Source organism: Rhodococcus sp. H36-A4, from assembly GCF_027158005.1.
In the GTDB taxonomy this organism is placed as follows: Bacteria; Actinomycetota; Actinomycetes; order Mycobacteriales; family Mycobacteriaceae; genus Rhodococcoides.
Genome location: NZ_JAPVLQ010000005.1, coordinates 262,378 through 279,000, shown reverse-complemented (window position 1 = coordinate 279,000; position 16,623 = coordinate 262,378). Strand labels below are relative to the sequence as shown.

Annotated in this window: 14 protein-coding genes and 1 pseudogene; 6 read left to right on the top strand and 9 right to left on the bottom strand. The window is 62.1% G+C overall.

Annotated features, from left to right (window positions below; translation table 11 throughout):
- Window positions 1-4: 4 nt before the first annotated feature.
- The 4 genes from O1W68_RS15695 to O1W68_RS15680 are packed head-to-tail and all read right to left on the bottom strand — an operon-like array spanning window position 5 to window position 5,233.
- Window positions 5-1,603, bottom strand: coding sequence for an acyl-CoA carboxylase subunit beta (locus O1W68_RS15695; RefSeq protein ID WP_269305018.1), 1,599 nt, complete (start codon window positions 1,601-1,603; stop codon window positions 5-7).
- Entirely contained in the window at window positions 1,600-2,748 is a 1,149-nt protein-coding gene (locus tag O1W68_RS15690) for an acyl-CoA dehydrogenase family protein (protein ID WP_269305017.1), read from the bottom strand. Before O1W68_RS15690 ends, O1W68_RS15695 begins: the two co-directional genes overlap by 4 nt.
- A complete protein-coding gene (locus tag O1W68_RS15685; RefSeq protein WP_269305015.1) occupies window positions 2,745-4,439 on the bottom strand; it encodes an acyclic terpene utilization AtuA family protein in 1,695 nt (564 codons plus the stop codon). Before O1W68_RS15685 ends, O1W68_RS15690 begins: the two co-directional genes overlap by 4 nt.
- Entirely contained in the window at window positions 4,436-5,233 is a 798-nt protein-coding gene (locus O1W68_RS15680; protein ID WP_269305013.1) for a TIGR03084 family metal-binding protein, read from the bottom strand. Before O1W68_RS15680 ends, O1W68_RS15685 begins: the two co-directional genes overlap by 4 nt.
- 706 nt (window positions 5,234-5,939) lie before the next feature.
- On the opposite strand from O1W68_RS15680, the gene O1W68_RS15675 reads away from it, so the two are divergent.
- Window positions 5,940-7,982: an HNH endonuclease signature motif containing protein gene (locus O1W68_RS15675; protein WP_269305012.1), complete on the top strand. Its 2,043-nt coding sequence runs from the start codon at window positions 5,940-5,942 to the stop codon at window positions 7,980-7,982.
- 96 nt (window positions 7,983-8,078) lie between these two features.
- On the opposite strand, the gene O1W68_RS15670 is transcribed toward O1W68_RS15675, so the two are convergent.
- The 3 genes and pseudogenes from O1W68_RS15670 to O1W68_RS15660 form a co-directional block, all read right to left on the bottom strand.
- Window positions 8,079-9,797, bottom strand: a complete 1,719-nt coding sequence (locus O1W68_RS15670; RefSeq protein ID WP_269305377.1) for a DHA2 family efflux MFS transporter permease subunit — start codon at window positions 9,795-9,797, stop codon at window positions 8,079-8,081.
- 190 nt (window positions 9,798-9,987) lie between these two features.
- A pseudogene (locus O1W68_RS15665) lies at window positions 9,988-10,253 on the bottom strand (MFS transporter); the annotation flags it as partial.
- Window positions 10,226-10,357, bottom strand: a complete 132-nt coding sequence (locus O1W68_RS15660; RefSeq protein ID WP_269305408.1) for a hypothetical protein — start codon at window positions 10,355-10,357, stop codon at window positions 10,226-10,228. The gene O1W68_RS15660 and the pseudogene O1W68_RS15665, both read right to left, overlap by 28 nt.
- Window positions 10,358-10,413: 56 nt before the next feature.
- Here O1W68_RS15660 and aroQ point away from each other — a divergent pair, with 56 nt between their 5' ends.
- The 3 genes from aroQ to O1W68_RS15645 all read left to right on the top strand — a co-directional run bounded on the left by aroQ (window position 10,414) and on the right by O1W68_RS15645 (window position 12,291).
- Window positions 10,414-10,887: a type II 3-dehydroquinate dehydratase gene (aroQ, locus tag O1W68_RS15655; protein WP_269305010.1), complete on the top strand. Its 474-nt coding sequence runs from the start codon at window positions 10,414-10,416 to the stop codon at window positions 10,885-10,887.
- Window positions 10,888-10,970: 83 nt separating this feature from the next.
- Window positions 10,971-11,693, top strand: a complete 723-nt coding sequence (locus O1W68_RS15650) for a DsbA family protein (RefSeq protein WP_269305009.1) — start codon at window positions 10,971-10,973, stop codon at window positions 11,691-11,693.
- A gap of 28 nt (window positions 11,694-11,721) precedes the next feature.
- Complete coding sequence (locus tag O1W68_RS15645) at window positions 11,722-12,291, top strand: vitamin K epoxide reductase family protein (RefSeq protein WP_269305007.1); 570 nt, start codon at window positions 11,722-11,724, stop codon at window positions 12,289-12,291.
- Here O1W68_RS15645 and O1W68_RS15640 read toward each other — a convergent pair.
- Complete coding sequence (locus tag O1W68_RS15640; RefSeq protein ID WP_269305005.1) at window positions 12,288-12,671, bottom strand: RidA family protein; 384 nt, start codon at window positions 12,669-12,671, stop codon at window positions 12,288-12,290. The genes O1W68_RS15645 and O1W68_RS15640 overlap by 4 nt on opposite strands.
- A gap of 249 nt (window positions 12,672-12,920) precedes the next feature.
- Here O1W68_RS15640 and O1W68_RS15635 point away from each other — a divergent pair, with 249 nt between their 5' ends.
- The gene (locus tag O1W68_RS15635; RefSeq protein WP_269305004.1) at window positions 12,921-14,339 is read left to right on the top strand and encodes a C40 family peptidase; all 1,419 of its coding nucleotides are present in this window, start codon (window positions 12,921-12,923) and stop codon (window positions 14,337-14,339) included.
- A gap of 56 nt (window positions 14,340-14,395) precedes the next feature.
- Window positions 14,396-15,175 (top strand): acyl-[acyl-carrier-protein] thioesterase, encoded by a 780-nt coding sequence (locus O1W68_RS15630; protein ID WP_269305002.1) that lies wholly within the window; start codon window positions 14,396-14,398, stop codon window positions 15,173-15,175.
- Here O1W68_RS15630 and O1W68_RS15625 read toward each other — a convergent pair.
- Window positions 15,094-16,617 carry an AMP-binding protein gene (locus O1W68_RS15625; protein WP_269305000.1) on the bottom strand — a complete coding sequence of 508 codons (1,524 nt, stop codon included), beginning with the start codon at window positions 16,615-16,617 and terminating at the stop codon, window positions 15,094-15,096. The genes O1W68_RS15630 and O1W68_RS15625 overlap by 82 nt on opposite strands.
- Window positions 16,618-16,623: the final 6 nt, after the last annotated feature.

Below are 16,623 nucleotides of genomic sequence, written 5' to 3'. Positions count from 1 at the left end.
GGCGTCACATCCGGAAGACACCGAATTTTGCGGTGCCTTCGATCGGGGCAGAGGCGATGGCCGAGAGGCACATTCCCACTACCGTACGGGTGTCACGGGGGTCGATCACGCCGTCGTCGTACAGGCGTCCGGAGAGGAACAGCGGCAGCGACTCCGCGTCGATCTGCTTCTCGATCATCGCGCGCATGCCTGCGTCTGCTGCTTCGTCGAACACCTGGCCGCGCCCTTCGGCAGCGGCGCGTCCGACGATGGAGATGACACCCGCGAGTTGGGCACCGCCCATGACTGCGGACTTGCTCGACGGCCAGGCGAACAGGAAGCGCGGGTCGAATGCTCGCCCACACATGCCGTAGTGGCCCGCGCCGTACGACGCGCCCAGCAGGATCGAGATGTGCGGGACGGTGGAGTTGGAGACGGCGTTGATCATCATCGAACCGTGCTTGATCATGCCGCCTTCCTCGTACTCCTTGCCGACCATGTAGCCGGTGGTGTTGTGCAGGAAGAGAAGTGGCGTGTTCGAGCGGTTCGCAAGCTGGATGAACTGCGTCGCCTTCTGTGATTCCTCACTGAACAGGACGCCTCGGGCGTTGGCGAGGATGCCGATCGGGTAGCCGTGCAGTTCGGCCCAGCCGGTGACGAGTGAAGATCCGTACATCGGCTTGAACTCGTCGAAGTCGGAGCCGTCGACGATGCGGGCGATGACCTCGCGCGGGTCGAACGGAATCTTCAGGTCGGTGGGAACTATGCCGAGGAGTTCTTCGGGATCCACCAGGGGCTCGATGACGTCGGCGCGCGGTTCCGGGCCCTGCTTCTTCCAGTTCAAACGCTCGACGATACTGCGACCGATGCGAATGGCGTCCTGCTCATCGGCGGCGAAATAGTCTGCGAGACCCGACTTTCGGGCATGCATTTCGGCACCTCCGAGTGACTCGTCGTCGGAGTCCTCGCCGGTAGCCATTTTGACCAGCGGTGGTCCGGCCAAAAATACCTTGGACTGTTCCTTGATCATGACGACGTGGTCCGATAGACCGGGAATGTATGCACCACCTGCGGTGGAGTTACCGAAGACGAGGGCGATGGTGGGGATGCCCGCAGCGGACAGTTGCGTGAGGTCACGGAACATTCGCCCGCCAGGAATGAAGACTTCCTTCTGCGTCGGCAGATCGGCACCACCGGACTCGACGAGCGAGATGACCGGCAGACGGTTCTGGGTGGCGATGTCGTTGGCGCGAAATCCCTTCTTCAACGTCCACGGGTTGCTGGCGCCGCCGCGGACCGTCGGATCATTTGCCACAATCAGGCATTCCACGCCGCAGACGACGCCGATGCCCACCACGGTGCTGGCGCCGACCGGAAAGTCGCTGCCCCAGGCGGCAAGTGGGCACAGTTCAAGGAAAGCCGAGTCCTCGTCGACGAGTAATTCGATGCGCTCGCGAGCTAGGAGTTTGCCGCGCCCCCGATGACGCTCGATGTATTTCTCGCCACCGCCGAGCAGTGCCTTGGTGTGCTCGGCATCGATCTCGGCAAGTTTGGTGTTCATCGCCTCGGTTGCCTCGACATACTGCGCGGAGGCAGTGTCGAGAGTGGACTTCAGCACGCTCATGCTTGATACCCCAATCGTTTTGCTGCGAGTCCGGTCAGAATTTCGGTCGTGCCTCCGCCGATGCCGAGGATGCGCATGTCGCGGTATTGCCGCTCGACTTCGCTTTCGCACATGTAGCCCAGGCCACCGAACAGCTGAACCGCCTGGTTGGCTACCCATTCGCCGGACTCGACGGCAGTGTTCTTCGCGAAACACACCTCGGCGATGAAATCGTTGTTCTCCTGCATCGAACGCTCGACGATGCTGCGGGTGTACACGCGGGCGATGTCGATCTTGCGGGCCATCTCGGTGACGGTGTTCTGCACTGATTGCCGGGCGATGAGTGGCTTCCCGAAAGTCTCACGATCACGGACCCACTGCAAAGTCAGATCCAAGCACCGTTGGGCACTGGAGTACGCCTGCGCGGCGAGAGCGATACGTTCGGTGAGGAAGGCCTGCGCGATCTGCGCAAAACCGGAGTTCTCGGCCCCCACGAGATTGCCCACCGGTACACGTGCGTCGACGAACGACAGCTCCGCGGTATCGGAGGCACGCCAGCCCATCTTCTCGAGTCTGCTGGTCACCTCGAAACCTGGTGTGTCCTTCTCGATCACGAGCAGAGACACCCCCGCTGCCCCTTCGCCGCCGGTACGCACCGCCGTCACGACGAAGTCCGCGCGGCAGCCCGAGGTGATGTATGTTTTGGCGCCGTTCACCACATAGTGGTCACCGTCTTTCACGGCCTTTGTTCGTAGATGCCCGACGTCGGAGCCGCCGCCGGGTTCGGTGATGGCCAGCGAACCGATCTTCTCGCCGGCGAGAGTCGGTCGAACCCACTTGTCGACCTGCTCGGCGTCGCCTGCGGCCACCAGGTGCGGCAGCGCGATTCCGGCGGTGAACAGCGACGCGAACAACCCACCAGAAGCACCGGCCTGGTGGATTTCCTCGCAGATGACGACGGCGTCGGCGAAATCCCCGCCCTCACCACCGACGCTCTCCGGGAACCCGGCGCCGAGCAAACCGAGTGCCGCCGCTTTCCGATGTAGCTCGCGGGGTAGCTCCCCCGCTGCTTCCCAATCGTTCAGGTACGGCGCGATATCGTGTTCGACGAAGCTACGCACGGTCTTTCGGAGTTGTTCGCGCTCCGGAGTGTTCCACATTGTCATGAGAGTGTCCCTGTGAAGACGAGAGTTTCGGGGATGTCGATGTGGCGCGAACGCAGCCATTCACCGAGCCCCTTGGCCTGTGGATCGAAACGAGCCTGCGACGCGACGCCTTCCCCGAGGATGCCTTCGATGACGAAGTTGACGGCCCGAAGTTTCGGAAGAACATGTCTGGTGACGACGAGATCCGCGGTCTCCGGCAGCATGAGTGCGACCTGCTCGACTGTCAGAGCGTGTGCCAGCCAAGCAAATTCGTCGTCCGTGCGAACCCAGACACCGACGTTCGCGTTCCCACCCTTGTCTCCGCTGCGTGCGGCGGCGATGGTGCCGAGTGGAACGCGAATGGTCGGTTCCGTCTCTCGCGCCGGTGGTAGTTCCGGTTCGGTCAGCGGTTCGAGTTCGAGCGTCTCGGTCGCGGGTCCGATTTCCCGTTGCGTTCCGTCCGGAAGCACGACCACGTGGGGCACTTCGCCGATCGGCACATAACCGGCGGTGAACACGCCGTACGGCGCACCGTTCCCTGGAGGCGCCGTCACCGAAAGCCCCGGATAGCTGGCCAGTGCCAGCTCGACCGCCACCGAGGAGAACTGCCGCCCGACAACATTCGGATCGGTGTCGCGAACGACGCACCGGAGCAAGGCACTCGCGGTCTCCTCGGTCTCGGCGTCGGGCTTGTCGGTGCGCACGAGCGTCCAGTCGAGTTCGGTCGGCCGCGACGGAAGCCACGACTCGAACTGCTGCTGCGCAAGTGTGGCTTTGGCCTCGATGTCGAGGCCGGTCAGGATCAGGGTGAACTCGTTGCGGAATCCGCCGAGTGCATTGAGCGAAACCTTGGCAGTGGGCGGGGGCGCTTCACCCTTCACTCCGCTGACCAGGACACGATCGGCTCCGACCTGTGACACCGACGCAGTGTCGATTCGAGCGGTGACATCGGGGTTCGCGTAGCGGCCACCGGTGATCTCGTACAGCAGCTGAGCTGTGACGGTACCGACGCTCACCGCTCCCGACGTGCCTTCGTGTTTGGTGATGAAGGACGATCCGTCGGCCTCGATCTCCGCGATCGGAAATCCTGGCCGCGACATATCCGCGATCTCGGTGAAGAACGAGTAGTTGCCACCGGTAGCCTGCGTACCGCATTCGATGATGTGCCCGGCAACAACGGCTCCGGCGAGAGAGTCGTAATCGGTTTTACTCCAACCGAAGTGGGCGGCTGCTGGTCCGACGATGACGGAAGCGTCGGTGACTCGCCCGGTGACGACAACGTCGGCGCCTGCGTTCAGGGCCTCGACGATGCCCCAGGCGCCGAGGTACGCATTGGCGGTGAGCGGACTACCGAGGCCGAGTTCTTGGGCTCGCGGGAGCAAGTCGTCGCCGTGCACATAGGCGATTTCGGCGCCTGTGCCGAGCCTGTCGAGTGCCTCGACCAGGCCGCTCGGGTTGAGGCCACCAGCGTTCGAGACGATTTTGACGCCCTTGTCGAGCGCGAGCCCCAGGCAGTCCTCGGCCTGGCGGAGGAAAGTCTTCGCGTAGCCTCGCGACTTATCCTTCGCCCGGTCACGGCCCAGGATGAGCATCGTCAACTCCGCGAGGTAATCGCCGGTGAGATAGTCGAGTTCGCCACCCTCGAGCATCTCGCGCATCGCCGAGAGTCGGTCGCCGTAGAAGCCGGAACAATTGCCGATTCTGACTGTCATCTTTTGGGTCGTCCTGGTCCTGGAGGGCCTGCGAAGGCTTGAGCGATGGTCAGCCAATGCTGAGCGTCCGGTCCGACGGCCTCGATGTCGAGATTCTCGGGGTGCGCCCGCTGCGTCACCAGCAGACAGAAATCCGCTGCCGAGCCGGTGACGCGTTGAGCAGCGTCACCGGGGCCCCAGGTCCACAGCTCACCCAAGGGGGAGGTCAGCTCGACTCGGAACGGCTCGGACGGCGGAGTCTGTTGGTTGATCACATACGCAAAATCACGGGTACGGACGCCGATGTGCGCGACGGCTTCGATGCGCTCGGTCGGCTCGCGGGTGATGCCGAGTGCATCGGCGACGTCCTGGCCGTGGGCCCATGTTTCCATGAGGCGAGCGGTTGCCATCGAAGCAGCGCTCATGGGCGGTCCGAACCACGGAATCTTCACACCGGACGGGACACGTTTCAGCGCATCGGTCATGGCATGCCTGCGGGTACGCCAGAGCGCGAGAAGATCAGAATTTCCGGCCTCCTCCGCTGCGGCGCTGTCGACGAAACCAGCGGGATCGGACCATGCCGCCTTCAGCACGCCGTCGAACTCTGCAGCAGCGGTCGCGTCCCCCGATGCCCCCGAGGTGGTGCGTTCGGCAACATTGTCGGTCCAGGACAGATGCGCGATCTGATGCGCGACGGTCCAGCCCGGCGCAGGTGTGAGCGTCGCCCATTGGTCTTCGGTCAGTCCAGCTACGAGAGTGTCGAGCGCATCACCCTCGGCGCGGAGGTCATCGACGATCGAGTCGAGGTCGGCCATGGAGAAAGTTTCACATCTGATCGATAAAAAAGCAAGCACGCTTGCTTGTTAATAATGCGATGGCTTTGTGATGGCCGGGGGTGCGGTTCTTGCGCGAGCGCTCGTTCGCAATCAGTCCGGGCTGCGCGATGCGTCGAGGTTGGGCGGAGGAGAACGTCGAGGCTGGCCGGAGCCCCGGGGCCGACCGGAGGGAGAAAGTCGAGACTGGCGGGTGAGAGACAGGGGCCGGCCGCAGTGAGAGGGCTTGCCGGAGTGAGAGGGCTTGCCGGAGCGAGTGGGGCTTACGACACGATCAGCACCCGCAGCCGATAGAAGCCAGGGCGTGCACAGGCCGCGAGCAGATCGACCACGAGCAAGTGCGGACTGACAGAAGACCACAGGGTGCGAGCTCAGCACGGGGGCTGAATGAACACACAACAAGAGCGAGCCGGCCGACCGCAGGCCAACAGGCTTCCGGCTGAAATGTCGGCGACATGGCGTAGGCACGCGAGTTTCGCATTCGACTGCACTACAGGCGAATCAGAGAAGAAACCCCTTGACGGGGACCTCAACACTCGATATTATCGAACATACGTTCTAACGTCGACTTGCCGGGGGGCTTCGATTCATGGGTTCGAGTCGCAGAGGTGCTTTCGCTTCATACGTAGGTCCACAGCCCACGCCGGTCATTGATCGATCAACACTTCAAGGACTGTCTGACACGGCCGTGATCGAGAACCAGGCCTGCGCACGCAAAGTTCGGCTTGCCGCGTCGATCTGGGATTCGTGCATTCACCAGAACGTCCAAGTCGGTGACGTGATCATGGATGCGGGGAGCTATGCGGCATCGGAGACAGCGAAGGCGCTGGGGTGCTCGAAGGCTGTGGCGGACACTTATGCGGAGATCGGTATGGATCTCCGGCTCCGATTGCCCAGGGTCAGAGCAGCTTTCGACGCCGGCGAGTTGGATCTCGCGCGGGTACGGGCGATCTATCGGAACACCAGCCCGCTCTCACTCGAAGTTGCCGTCCGCATCGAATCTGAAGTACTCCACGCAGCGCGCCGCCTCTCCCCCGGGCCACTCGCCACCGAAATCTGTGAAATCGTGCAGCGCGTTGCGCCGGAGGAGGCCGCTGCGCTTCGCAAAGATCTCGTCAAGCTCACCCGAGTTCGATACCGCGACAGAGACATGATCGCCACCATCGAGGCGGACCTCGAAGCAGGTGACGCCGCGGCGTGTTGGCAACTGGTCAACGAAATGGCGAACACTCTGTGCCACCGTGATCCGCGTACTCGCGGCCAGCGACTCGCGGCCGCATACGTGACGCTCATGCATCAAGAGATATTTGTTCCGTGCGCGTGCGAACAGGATGAAGACAACCCGTGCACTGCCCGCCGGGAGTTGCCTGACCGCCGTAGCCCACTGACGACCGTGACGATCGATCTGCCGACGCTTGCCGGACTCGCCGACCTACCCGGATACCTCGCAGGACACGGACTGATCGATGCGGACTATGCCCGCGAACTTGCTGCAAACGGAGACTGGCAGCTACTGCTGACCGAAGCTGCCGACCTCGCAGCCTCACTCGGTCTTATAGACGTGATCCCTGATCAAGATGTCGATGTTCGGTCGGAGCGTGGAGAGGGTGACGGTGTGTCTGACGAGCGGACGGGTGCGGGCGAGGGTCGAATTGCAGGTGATGGTACCGAAGGCTGTGGACCCAGCGAGAGTGTCGGGGCAGGCGGGATTGGAGGGTCCAGTAGGAGCGACAGGGCCGTTCAGGGTGACAAGGCCATTCAGGGTGACGAGGCCGTTCAGGGTGACAAGGCCGTTCGAAACAGAACAGTTCAAAACGTGGCAGGTGAAATTGTCGAACCCGGTGATTGCGCAGGCAGCGGCGATGGCACTGGCGCTGACACCGATCTCGGTAAGCACACGGTGCTCAATCCGTTGGGTCATGGGCGCCGCAGGCGCGGACTCACCTTTCCAAAGCGTCCGGCAAAGTTGCAACCGTGCACGACACTGCCGAACGCGACTGAGTCCGTTACCGATTACATCGGGTCCTACACGCTGACAGCGCATATCGAAGAAATTGTTGCAACTGATCCGGCGATTGCTGAGGCTCTGAACCCCGATGGCCACGGCGGATTCCTTGAACCACCCGACGGTGCGCTCACTTATCGCCCGAGTAGCGAACTTGCCAAATGCGTTCGACAACGGGATCGCACCTGCCGCCATCCGGGATGTGATGTTACGGCCGCAGCCTGCGAAATCGACCATGTGGTGCCCTATCGCCACCACGACCCGAAACACGGCGGATGGACGGTATTGACCAATCTGCATTGCCTTTGCCGCTATCACCACATGCTCAAGACGATGGGCGTCTGGGTTCCTGTCATGCTTCCGCGGGGTATCGACTACTGGACCTCGAGTTCCGGATCAACGGCGATCACTCTGCCTGGGGGCACAGTCGGGACGACCGATCTCTCCGACTACCGCCTGATCCCCCACATTCCACGCAAGCGACGCCCCCACTGCAGCCTCAAGCCTGCGAACACGAACAAGACGGACACCGAACTCACCGCACCTGACGAACCGGGCGCACCGTTCGCCGATCGCCCGGCCGCGCAATCGGGCCGGCACAGCGGAAGCCAGCGCGACGCAGCGCGCAGCAATAAGACGTCCGCGAGCAGCAGCAGTCCCAACAGTCCGAGGAGTCCCGGAAGTCCCGCGAGCACGGAGGATGCAGATGGCCCTGCGCAGTTCTGAACTGTGAAAACAGGAGGTCCCTCGTAACCATCGAAGGGTTACGAGGGACCTGAGAGTGTTCCGAGGGATCGATCTCTTTCCTGAGCGCAGCTTTCGCTAAAGATCCCCGCCTGCTCTTGCAGCCTCGACCTTTGCCGTGTCACCCCTGACAGCTTCGTCCTTGGCAGCCTCGTCCTTCGCAGCTTCGTCCTTCGCAGCTTCGTCCTTAGCAGCCTCGTCGCGTTCTTGCTGGGCCGCCGCGAGGCCGGACATCGTCCGCAGCGGCACCTCCTTGACGAAGATGACCAGCACGAATCCGATAACCATCAAGATGGAGACGGCAAGGAAGACATAGTCCATGGCATCGGAGAATCCGACGCGGAATGGTTCTGCCAGCGCACTGTCGAGCTTTTGCATGAAGGAACTGTCGACCAATGCACTACCAGCGATCGACGAGTCCTGCGCAATGATCGCGTCGGCGAAGCCCTTCTCCAGTGGGTCCGTACTCGTCGACGCGGACTGGACGGCTTGCTGGAACTCCGGCGTCGAACTGGCCGCGACCAGCGCGTCAGTGGTCTTCGGCGTGAGCTGTGTGAACAGCATCGACAGGAAGACTGCGACACCGAGCGTCGCACCGATCTGGCGGAAGAAGGTCGCAGCAGCAGTCGACACTCCCATGTCCTTGGGCGGCATCGCATTCTGAATTGCCAATGTCAGCGGCTGCATCATAGAACCGAGACCGATGCCGAACAATGCCATGACCAGCATGGTCTGCCACAGCGGAGTATCTGCGTGCACATAGTGGAAGAGGAACATCGCGATCGCCATCAGCGCTGTGCCAACTACTGGAAAAATCTTGTAGCGGCCTGTTTTCGAGATCATGCGACCCGACACGATCGACGAAATCATGAGGGCCCCCACCATCGGAAGTGTCTGATAGCCGGCGAGCGTCGGCGAAGACCCCTTGACGACCTGCAAATACTGCGGCAGCAACGAAATGCCACCGAACATTGCCGCACCAGCGATGACACTGACCGCGATACACAACGCGAACAGTCGATTACGGAAGAAGCGCATCGGGATCAAGGCCTCGTCGCCCATCTTTATTTCCACGAAAACGAATGCGAGGACACCCACGACACCGATCGCAAAACACGTCAACGCGAGCGGCGAAGTCCAACCCCACACCCGGCCTTGTTCGGCGATGATGAGCAACGGGACAAGACCGACCGACAACAGGAGCGCGCCCCACCAGTCGACGCGTGCCTCGCGTCGGAACACCGGAAGGTTCAGCACGCGCCACACGACGACAAGCGCGATAATTCCGAGAGGGACGTTGATGTAGAACACCCACCGCCAACCCGTGATGCCGAGAATCGTGGACTGGCCGGCGAGCAGACCGCCGATGACCGGACCGAGCACACTCGAAGTACCGAACACAGCAAGAAAGTAGCCCTGATATTTCGCGCGCTCACGCGGCGGAACGATGTCCCCGATAATGGCGAGCGCCATCGACATCAACCCACCGGCGCCGAGGCCCTGCACCGCCCGGAATGCCGCGAGCTCGTACATCGACGTCGAGATTCCGCACAGCATCGAGCCGATGACGAAGATCGAAATCGCCGTCATGAAGAACGGTTTACGGCCGTAGAGGTCGGAGAGCTTTCCGTACAGCGGCGTCGATATCGTCGAGGTGATCAGGTACGCCGTGGTGACCCATGCGAGTACCGAGAATCCGTTGAGGTCGTCGGCGATCGTGCGGACCGACGTAGACACGATCGTCTGATCGAGTGCTGCGAGGAACATGCCCATCATCAGCCCCGACAGGATCGTCATGATCTGCCGGTGCGAGAGTTCGCCGGACGCAGGCTGCGTCACTTCTTGTTCGGTTACCACCGCTTGGTCACACCTTTACGATATGTTTGCTTGCAACACACAAGTAAATTGGGAACACCAGCATGCTCTCGGAAACTCGAGATTGCAATCCGATTTGTCAGACGTGCAGCCCTGCCACCGCGGCGTCCAATTACGATTCTCGACGCGACTCCATGATCTCCCGCATCGTGCGCGGACGGATCCCTTCCTCTGCCAACTGACGTCGAGTCTTGCAACGCGTCAGCAAGACTCCGGTGATCGCAACCACCCGCACCGGATACTGCGCGAGAAACGCCAACCGAAACCCCTCGAAGGTATACCCACCGTTCGCTTGCAGAATCGCCCCGATGGACGCAATCACGAGCAACGAAGCCAGGAACCCCCGATGTTCACCATTCCCTGGGCAGTGCCCAGATTGGCGCGGCCGCGTTCAGGCCTGCCACTCCGAACGCGGTGCGGTGCAGGACGGCGACGATGTACGCGAAGACGCCCACACCCCATACCAGCCACACACCTTTCACTAGGACAGTGCGTCGACGACCTGTGAAATGATCTCCTTCGGAAGTACGCGCCCTGAATGAAAGTGAGCAATCACATGGTCGGCGACTCGAGCGCAGCCCTAGGACACATCCTCGTGCTCAACGGACCGAACCTGAACATGCTCGGCACTCGCCAACCCGAGGTGTACGGCCACGAAACCCTCGCCGACGTCGTCGCACTGTGCGAGAAGACCGCCGCTGCACACGGCCGAACCATACGTGCCGAGCAGTCCAATCACGAGGGACAGCTCATCGACTGGATACACCAAGCACGCGGTACCGCGTCGGGAATCGTCATCAATCCCGGCGGTCTGACGCACACATCCGTGGCATTGCGCGACGCGCTCGTCATTCCCGAAGTCCCCATCATCGAGGTGCACATCAGCAATGTGCACGCTCGCGAGGACTTCCGTCACCACTCGTTCGTTTCCGCCATAGCCAGTGGCGTCATCGCCGGCCTCGGAGTGGCGGGTTACGGATTCGCCGTCGAACGAATCATCTCGCTGACCTGACAGTCCTTCGCTCAGCCTGACCTCAGGTTTACCCGCCTATGATTGTGCCGGACTTCATTGGTCGGGCGAGCAAGGGATCTGCAGTGAGCAACGAAAGCAAGAAGAAGGCACAGGCTGCCACAGCTGCCATGCAAGGAAAAGACAAGAAGCGACGCACGCTGATCCAGATCGGAATCGCCGTCGTACTCGTCGCCTTGATTGCCGTCATCGGATTCTCCATCGCATCGAAGAACTCCGACTCCGACGCACCGGCCGCCGCCCCCTCGTCGACTCAGGACAACGGGGCGATTCGAATTGGTGATCCGAATGCCGCCGTCGTCGTCAGCGTCGTCGAGGACTTCCAGTGCCCGGCGTGCAAGCAGTTCGAGTCGATCAGCGGTGACACCCTCGCCGAACTGGTCGCGGACAACACCATTGCCGTCGACTACCGTCCGATCGCGATCCTCGACCGTATGTCCTCGACCAACTACTCCACGCGCGCCGCGAACGCGAGCCTGTGTGTCGCCGAGGCCGATGTCTCCGCGTGGCCGGTCTGGCACAAGGCGATGTTCGATCAGCAGCCCACCGAGGGTGGTGCGGGCCTCAGCGACGACGAACTCTTGGCCATCACCCAGCAGGCAGGCATCGAAAGTCCAGAGCTGTCGAGCTGCATCTCCGACGGGACCTACTCCGACTACGTGACGAGTCAGACGAAGGCCGCGCTCGACGAGGGGATCTCGAGCACACCGACCGTCTCCGTCAACGGGACCGTCGTGTCGAACCCGACTCCGGACGGACTGCGCGCCGCAATCACCGCTGCACAGTAACTATGCGACGTAAGAGGACGGGTGCGAAGTGAGAGCGAGTAGAGCCACCGCCTGGGTCCTCACGATCGGCGGCTTTCTCGGTCTCCTCGGGGCGCTGACCCTGACTATCGAACGAATCAAACTGCTCGAAGACAGCGCATACGTACCGTCCTGCAATCTCAATCCAGTGCTGTCCTGCGGGTCGGTCATGACGACCGAGCAGGCTGCGTTGTTCGGGTTTCCGAATCCGATCATCGGAATCGTTGCCTTCACCGTGGTGCTGATGACGGGGATTCTGACGTTCGGCCGAATCGCGCTGCCGCACTGGTATTGGCTCGGTCTCAGCACCGGCACGGCACTCGGTGTGGTGTTCGTGCACTGGCTGATCTACCAGAGCCTCTACGAGATCCATGCGCTGTGCCCGTACTGCATGGTCGTGTGGGCGGTGACGATACCGATCTTCATCGTCTCGCTGTCCCAACTGGTCGACCGCGAACGCGCAGGCACCCTCACCCGAGCTCTCCTCGAATGGCGATGGACGATCTTGGCCGTCTGGTACGCCATCATCATCACCGCGATCGGAATCGAGTTCTCCGACTACTGGTCGACCCTCGTCTAAAGCACCGCGATCGCATCGATCTCGATCAGCAACTCGTCCATCGCGAGCCTGCTGATTTCGACAACGGTCTGCGCAGGCCTGCTCTCGACGAACAGCTCACCCAAAATGCCGGTGTACGTGTCCAAGTCATCGAGGTCGGTGAAGTACACGGTCAGTTTGACGACGTTGGCCAAGGTGCCGCCGGCCGCGTCGAGAATGAGACGAATGTTCTCGAACGCCAACCGGATCTGAGCCGAGACGTCCCCGATGCCCGCGAACTGACCATCTGCGGTGATCGACGTCTGGCCGGACAGATACAGCGTGCGGTCGGCGTTCTCCACGACGACGCACTGCGACAGTAGCTGTGCACCGGGGTCCCACACGGTCTCGGGCGACAGCACGTATTTGTCGATGATCTTCGCTCCCCTTGCTCGGATAGTCGATAGTGATTTCTCACCGCCAACTTACGCGGAACACCAGCTCGAGTCGGTGCGACGTGTGGGTCAGGGGTGATCTTTTTGTCGACAGGCACTAGAACGTGTTCTATTTCGCTCCGCGATTCGATTCCAACGTGCATGATGTGTGAGTCACCTCACATGGATGGGTCGACATGGAACGTCGGGGAGAGCTCGAGCACCAGGAGTTGTTACATGGCAGGCGATCCAATCGCAGTCATCGTTGCCGTAATCGTGTCCGCTGCAGGAGCGGTGGCGGCGACGGACCTTCCCCCGCAGGTCAAAGACGGCGCCCACAGCGTCGCGGCGGCCGCGGAGGACACCGGTCCAACGTTGCAGAAGCAACTCGATGATCTGCTCGGTACTTTGCCCACGCCGGCAGCAGATGTCGCAGGCACTGCCCTCGACAACGCAGCGACGGCCGTCGAAGATGCAGCCGAACCGATGTTGCCCCCGAAACCAGCAGAACCCGCCCAGCCGGAAACTGCACCCGCCGCCGACGTTCCGGCGTCTGTTGCCGCCGTGATGTCGACGACAACCGATACGACCACTACACTAAGCGCCTTTGCGCCCTCGGTGTTTCCCACCAACGCAGGATCGGTCCAGTTCGGCGGATTGACGTACTCGCTCGGGCAGATCACCAACCAGACCGCATTCATGCCTGCCGCCGAAGCCCTCAGGCGGGCACTGTTCCCCGGTCTACCTGCGACTTTCACCGGGGTCTCACTGTCACCGATAGGTGCAATCACCGCATTCGTTCCGTGGCTGACCCGCGCTGGATCGATCTGTGGCGGAGTCAAAGCACCGACGATCGCCGCGTTGTACGCAGCGGAGAACGGATTCCGGCACGGGCCGACCGCACCGGTATCGGTGTCCGGTGCCCGCGGGCCAGGCCAGTTCATGCCCGCTACCTGGCGCACCTACGGCAAAGATGCCGACGGCGACGGCATAGCCGACATCAACGGCATCGCCGACTCGGTCATGGCGTCCGGAAACCTGCTCTGCGACATCAACAGTCAAGTCGAGAAGTGGAAGTCGGCCGGATTGGTCAAGGGCGACAGTCTCGACCTGACCATCGCCGGATACAACGCAGGTGCAGGCGCGGTCCTCAGATCCGGCGGAATGCCGTCGGGAACACCCGATTACGAGAACCAGACGAAGCCTTACGTGGCCAAGATTCGAGCGACGGAAATGCAGTTCGCCGCAATCCTGACGCCGTTCGCCGGCATCGATATTGCCGGTATCGGTGGACGAGCAGTGCAACTCGCAATGGACTACCTCGGCCTGCCGTACGTGTGGGGCGGCGGTAATATCAACGGGCCGTCCGGTGGTGGCTTCGACTGCTCGGGGTTGACGTCCTACGCGGTGTTCAAGGCCTCCGGTGGCACGGTGACACTCCCCCGAACCTCCGAGACCCAATGGGGTGTCGGCACCGAGATTCCGATGTCGATGGCTCAGCCCGGGGATCTGCTGTTCGGAAACTGGCAATCCGGTGGGCCGGGGCACGTTGCCATCTACATGGGCAACGGTCAGATGGTCCACGCCCCCACCACCGGTGACGTCGTCCGTGTCGGTCCGGTCTTCGACGGAATGAAGGCTCGTCGAGTTCTCTGACCCGCACCGGGTAGGTTCGGTTCGAGCACGAACCCACCGGTAACAAGGAGCGACACGTGGACAATGCCGGAACCGTAGAGCCAGCGGGCTTCGACGACGCCCTGGCACCACTACCTGCCGAAGGCGAAGGGTTCGAAACAGATTGGCCGATACGTACCGGTGATGTCGCCCCAGCCGGCCGCTTGCGCTTCGACGGGATCGCGCGCTACCTGCAGGACATCGGGTCGGACAATCTTGCAGCGACACCTCTCGGTCTCACCGATCCTTTCTGGATCGTTCGACGTACGGTCATCGACATCCACGAACCCGTACAGTTTCCCGACCACATTCATCTGCGGCGCTGGTGTTCGTCGATGTCCACTCGTTGGTCCAACATGCGGGTCTCGATGTCCACAGGGAAGGGCGGTTCCATCGAAACCGAGGGCTTCTGGATAAGCATCAGCGCGAAGACCGGTATGCCGACACGGATCAGCGACGATGCCCTCGACATGCTTGCACGCACCACCGATCAGCATCGACTCAAATGGAAGGCATGGCTCACCGAGCCGGTGCCGCCCGAGTCGGACACCGATATCCAGTTTCCATTGCGTGTCACCGACATCGACTCGTTCGATCACGTCAACAATGCGGCATACTGGCATGCCGTCGAGGAGTTCCTGATCGATTACCCGGATCTCGTCGCCGGACCGCACCGGGCCGTCATCGAGTACCTGTACCCGGTTCTCGGCAAAGAACAAGTCGGTATCCGGCACCGCTACGAAAGTGGTTCGCTGACAGTCTGGTTCGTCGTCGACGGCGCAGTCCGGACGGTCGCGAAAATTGCCCCGATCTCCTGACGATCGACCTTTCCCCGAGGCGTCCGCGGCAACTGTTCGAGCGTCAGAATCTGCACCGGAACACTAGGGCTCGGTAGCTCTCGACGCAGATGCCGCCAGATCTCGGCGGTGGACGGCGGGTTCGCCCCTTCCACGATCACCACCGCGGGAACTTCCCCCATACGAACGTCCGGGACTCCGACGCATACTGCCTCCACAATGCCAGGAATCGCGGTGAGCGCGGACTCGATGGGAGCCAACTCCACATTCAGACCTGCCCGAATCAGAATTTCCGTGTCGCGGCCAAGCAGCGTCAGCTGCCGGCTCGCGAGTGATCCCGTGCCCTCGGGACTTCCCCGGCCTTCGAGGTTTCCACCGCCCGCCAGGTTTCCACCGCCCGCCAGGTTTCCACCGGCCTCCAGGTTTCCACCACTCCCGAGTCTTCCCCGGTCCCCCACGGTCATCCAGCCGTCGACGGGGCCACCGGCCACACCGTCTTCGGTGAGGTAGCCGTCGAACAGCATGTCACTGCGCACGTGAACGATCGAATCCCGGATCTCGACGTCTACGCCGTCGAACAATGTCCCCGGCCCCGGGTCGATACCGCGGTCGAAGGAAACGAAACTCAACTCCGACGCTCCGTAGAAGTGCACGAGCGAGGCATTCGGGAGTGCCTCCTGCAGCGCCGATCTGCCGGAGGACGGCCAACGCGCGGCACTGGACAGCACTTCGCGCACACTCGGCACCGGGCCGATTCCGGATCGAACCACATCCCAGGCAATTGTCGGAACCGAATATAGGTGCGTGGCGCCGCTGGGAAGCGACTTGTCCACCGGCCGGAGGTCGACGATCGCGCTTCGGGTGAGTCCGTGCAGCGCACCGTAGAGGAAGTGCGTGTGATCGAGCACCCCCGGCGTCGCCACTCGGTCGCCCGCGCGGATGTCGAACGTCGAATCGGAACGGTCGAGGGTTCGGGCCCAGGAGCGTTGATCACGGACGAACAGTTTGGGTTCCCCCGTGGTGCCCGAGGTGACTCCGATGAGAAGTTCACTGTCGTCGTCGGCAGCGCACTGTGCCCGAACACCCGTCACCTGGATGCTGTCGACAGAAGTCGGGGACGCGGCGCCCATCCTCCGCAACCGCGCGTGCTGATTCGGTCCTGCCAGAACAACATTGGGTTGCGTCAGAGACAGCACGCGGGCGAACTGCTCGGGCAGCAAGTGACGATGCAGAAGTACCACACCGATTCCCGACGCCATCGCCGCGGTCACGGCTACGAGCGACCCGATGTCCGACGTCGGCAGGACAGCCACTCTTCGCATTCCCGACATGCCTGCCGCCGTGGCAGTGACCAGCTCACCCAACTCGCCGTACGTCACTGCGCTTCGCCGGTCGACGACGGCAAGAGAGGAAGGCTTGTCGCGGATATGCCGCGCGATCCGATCGGTCAGCAGTTCGCTCACTGAAGA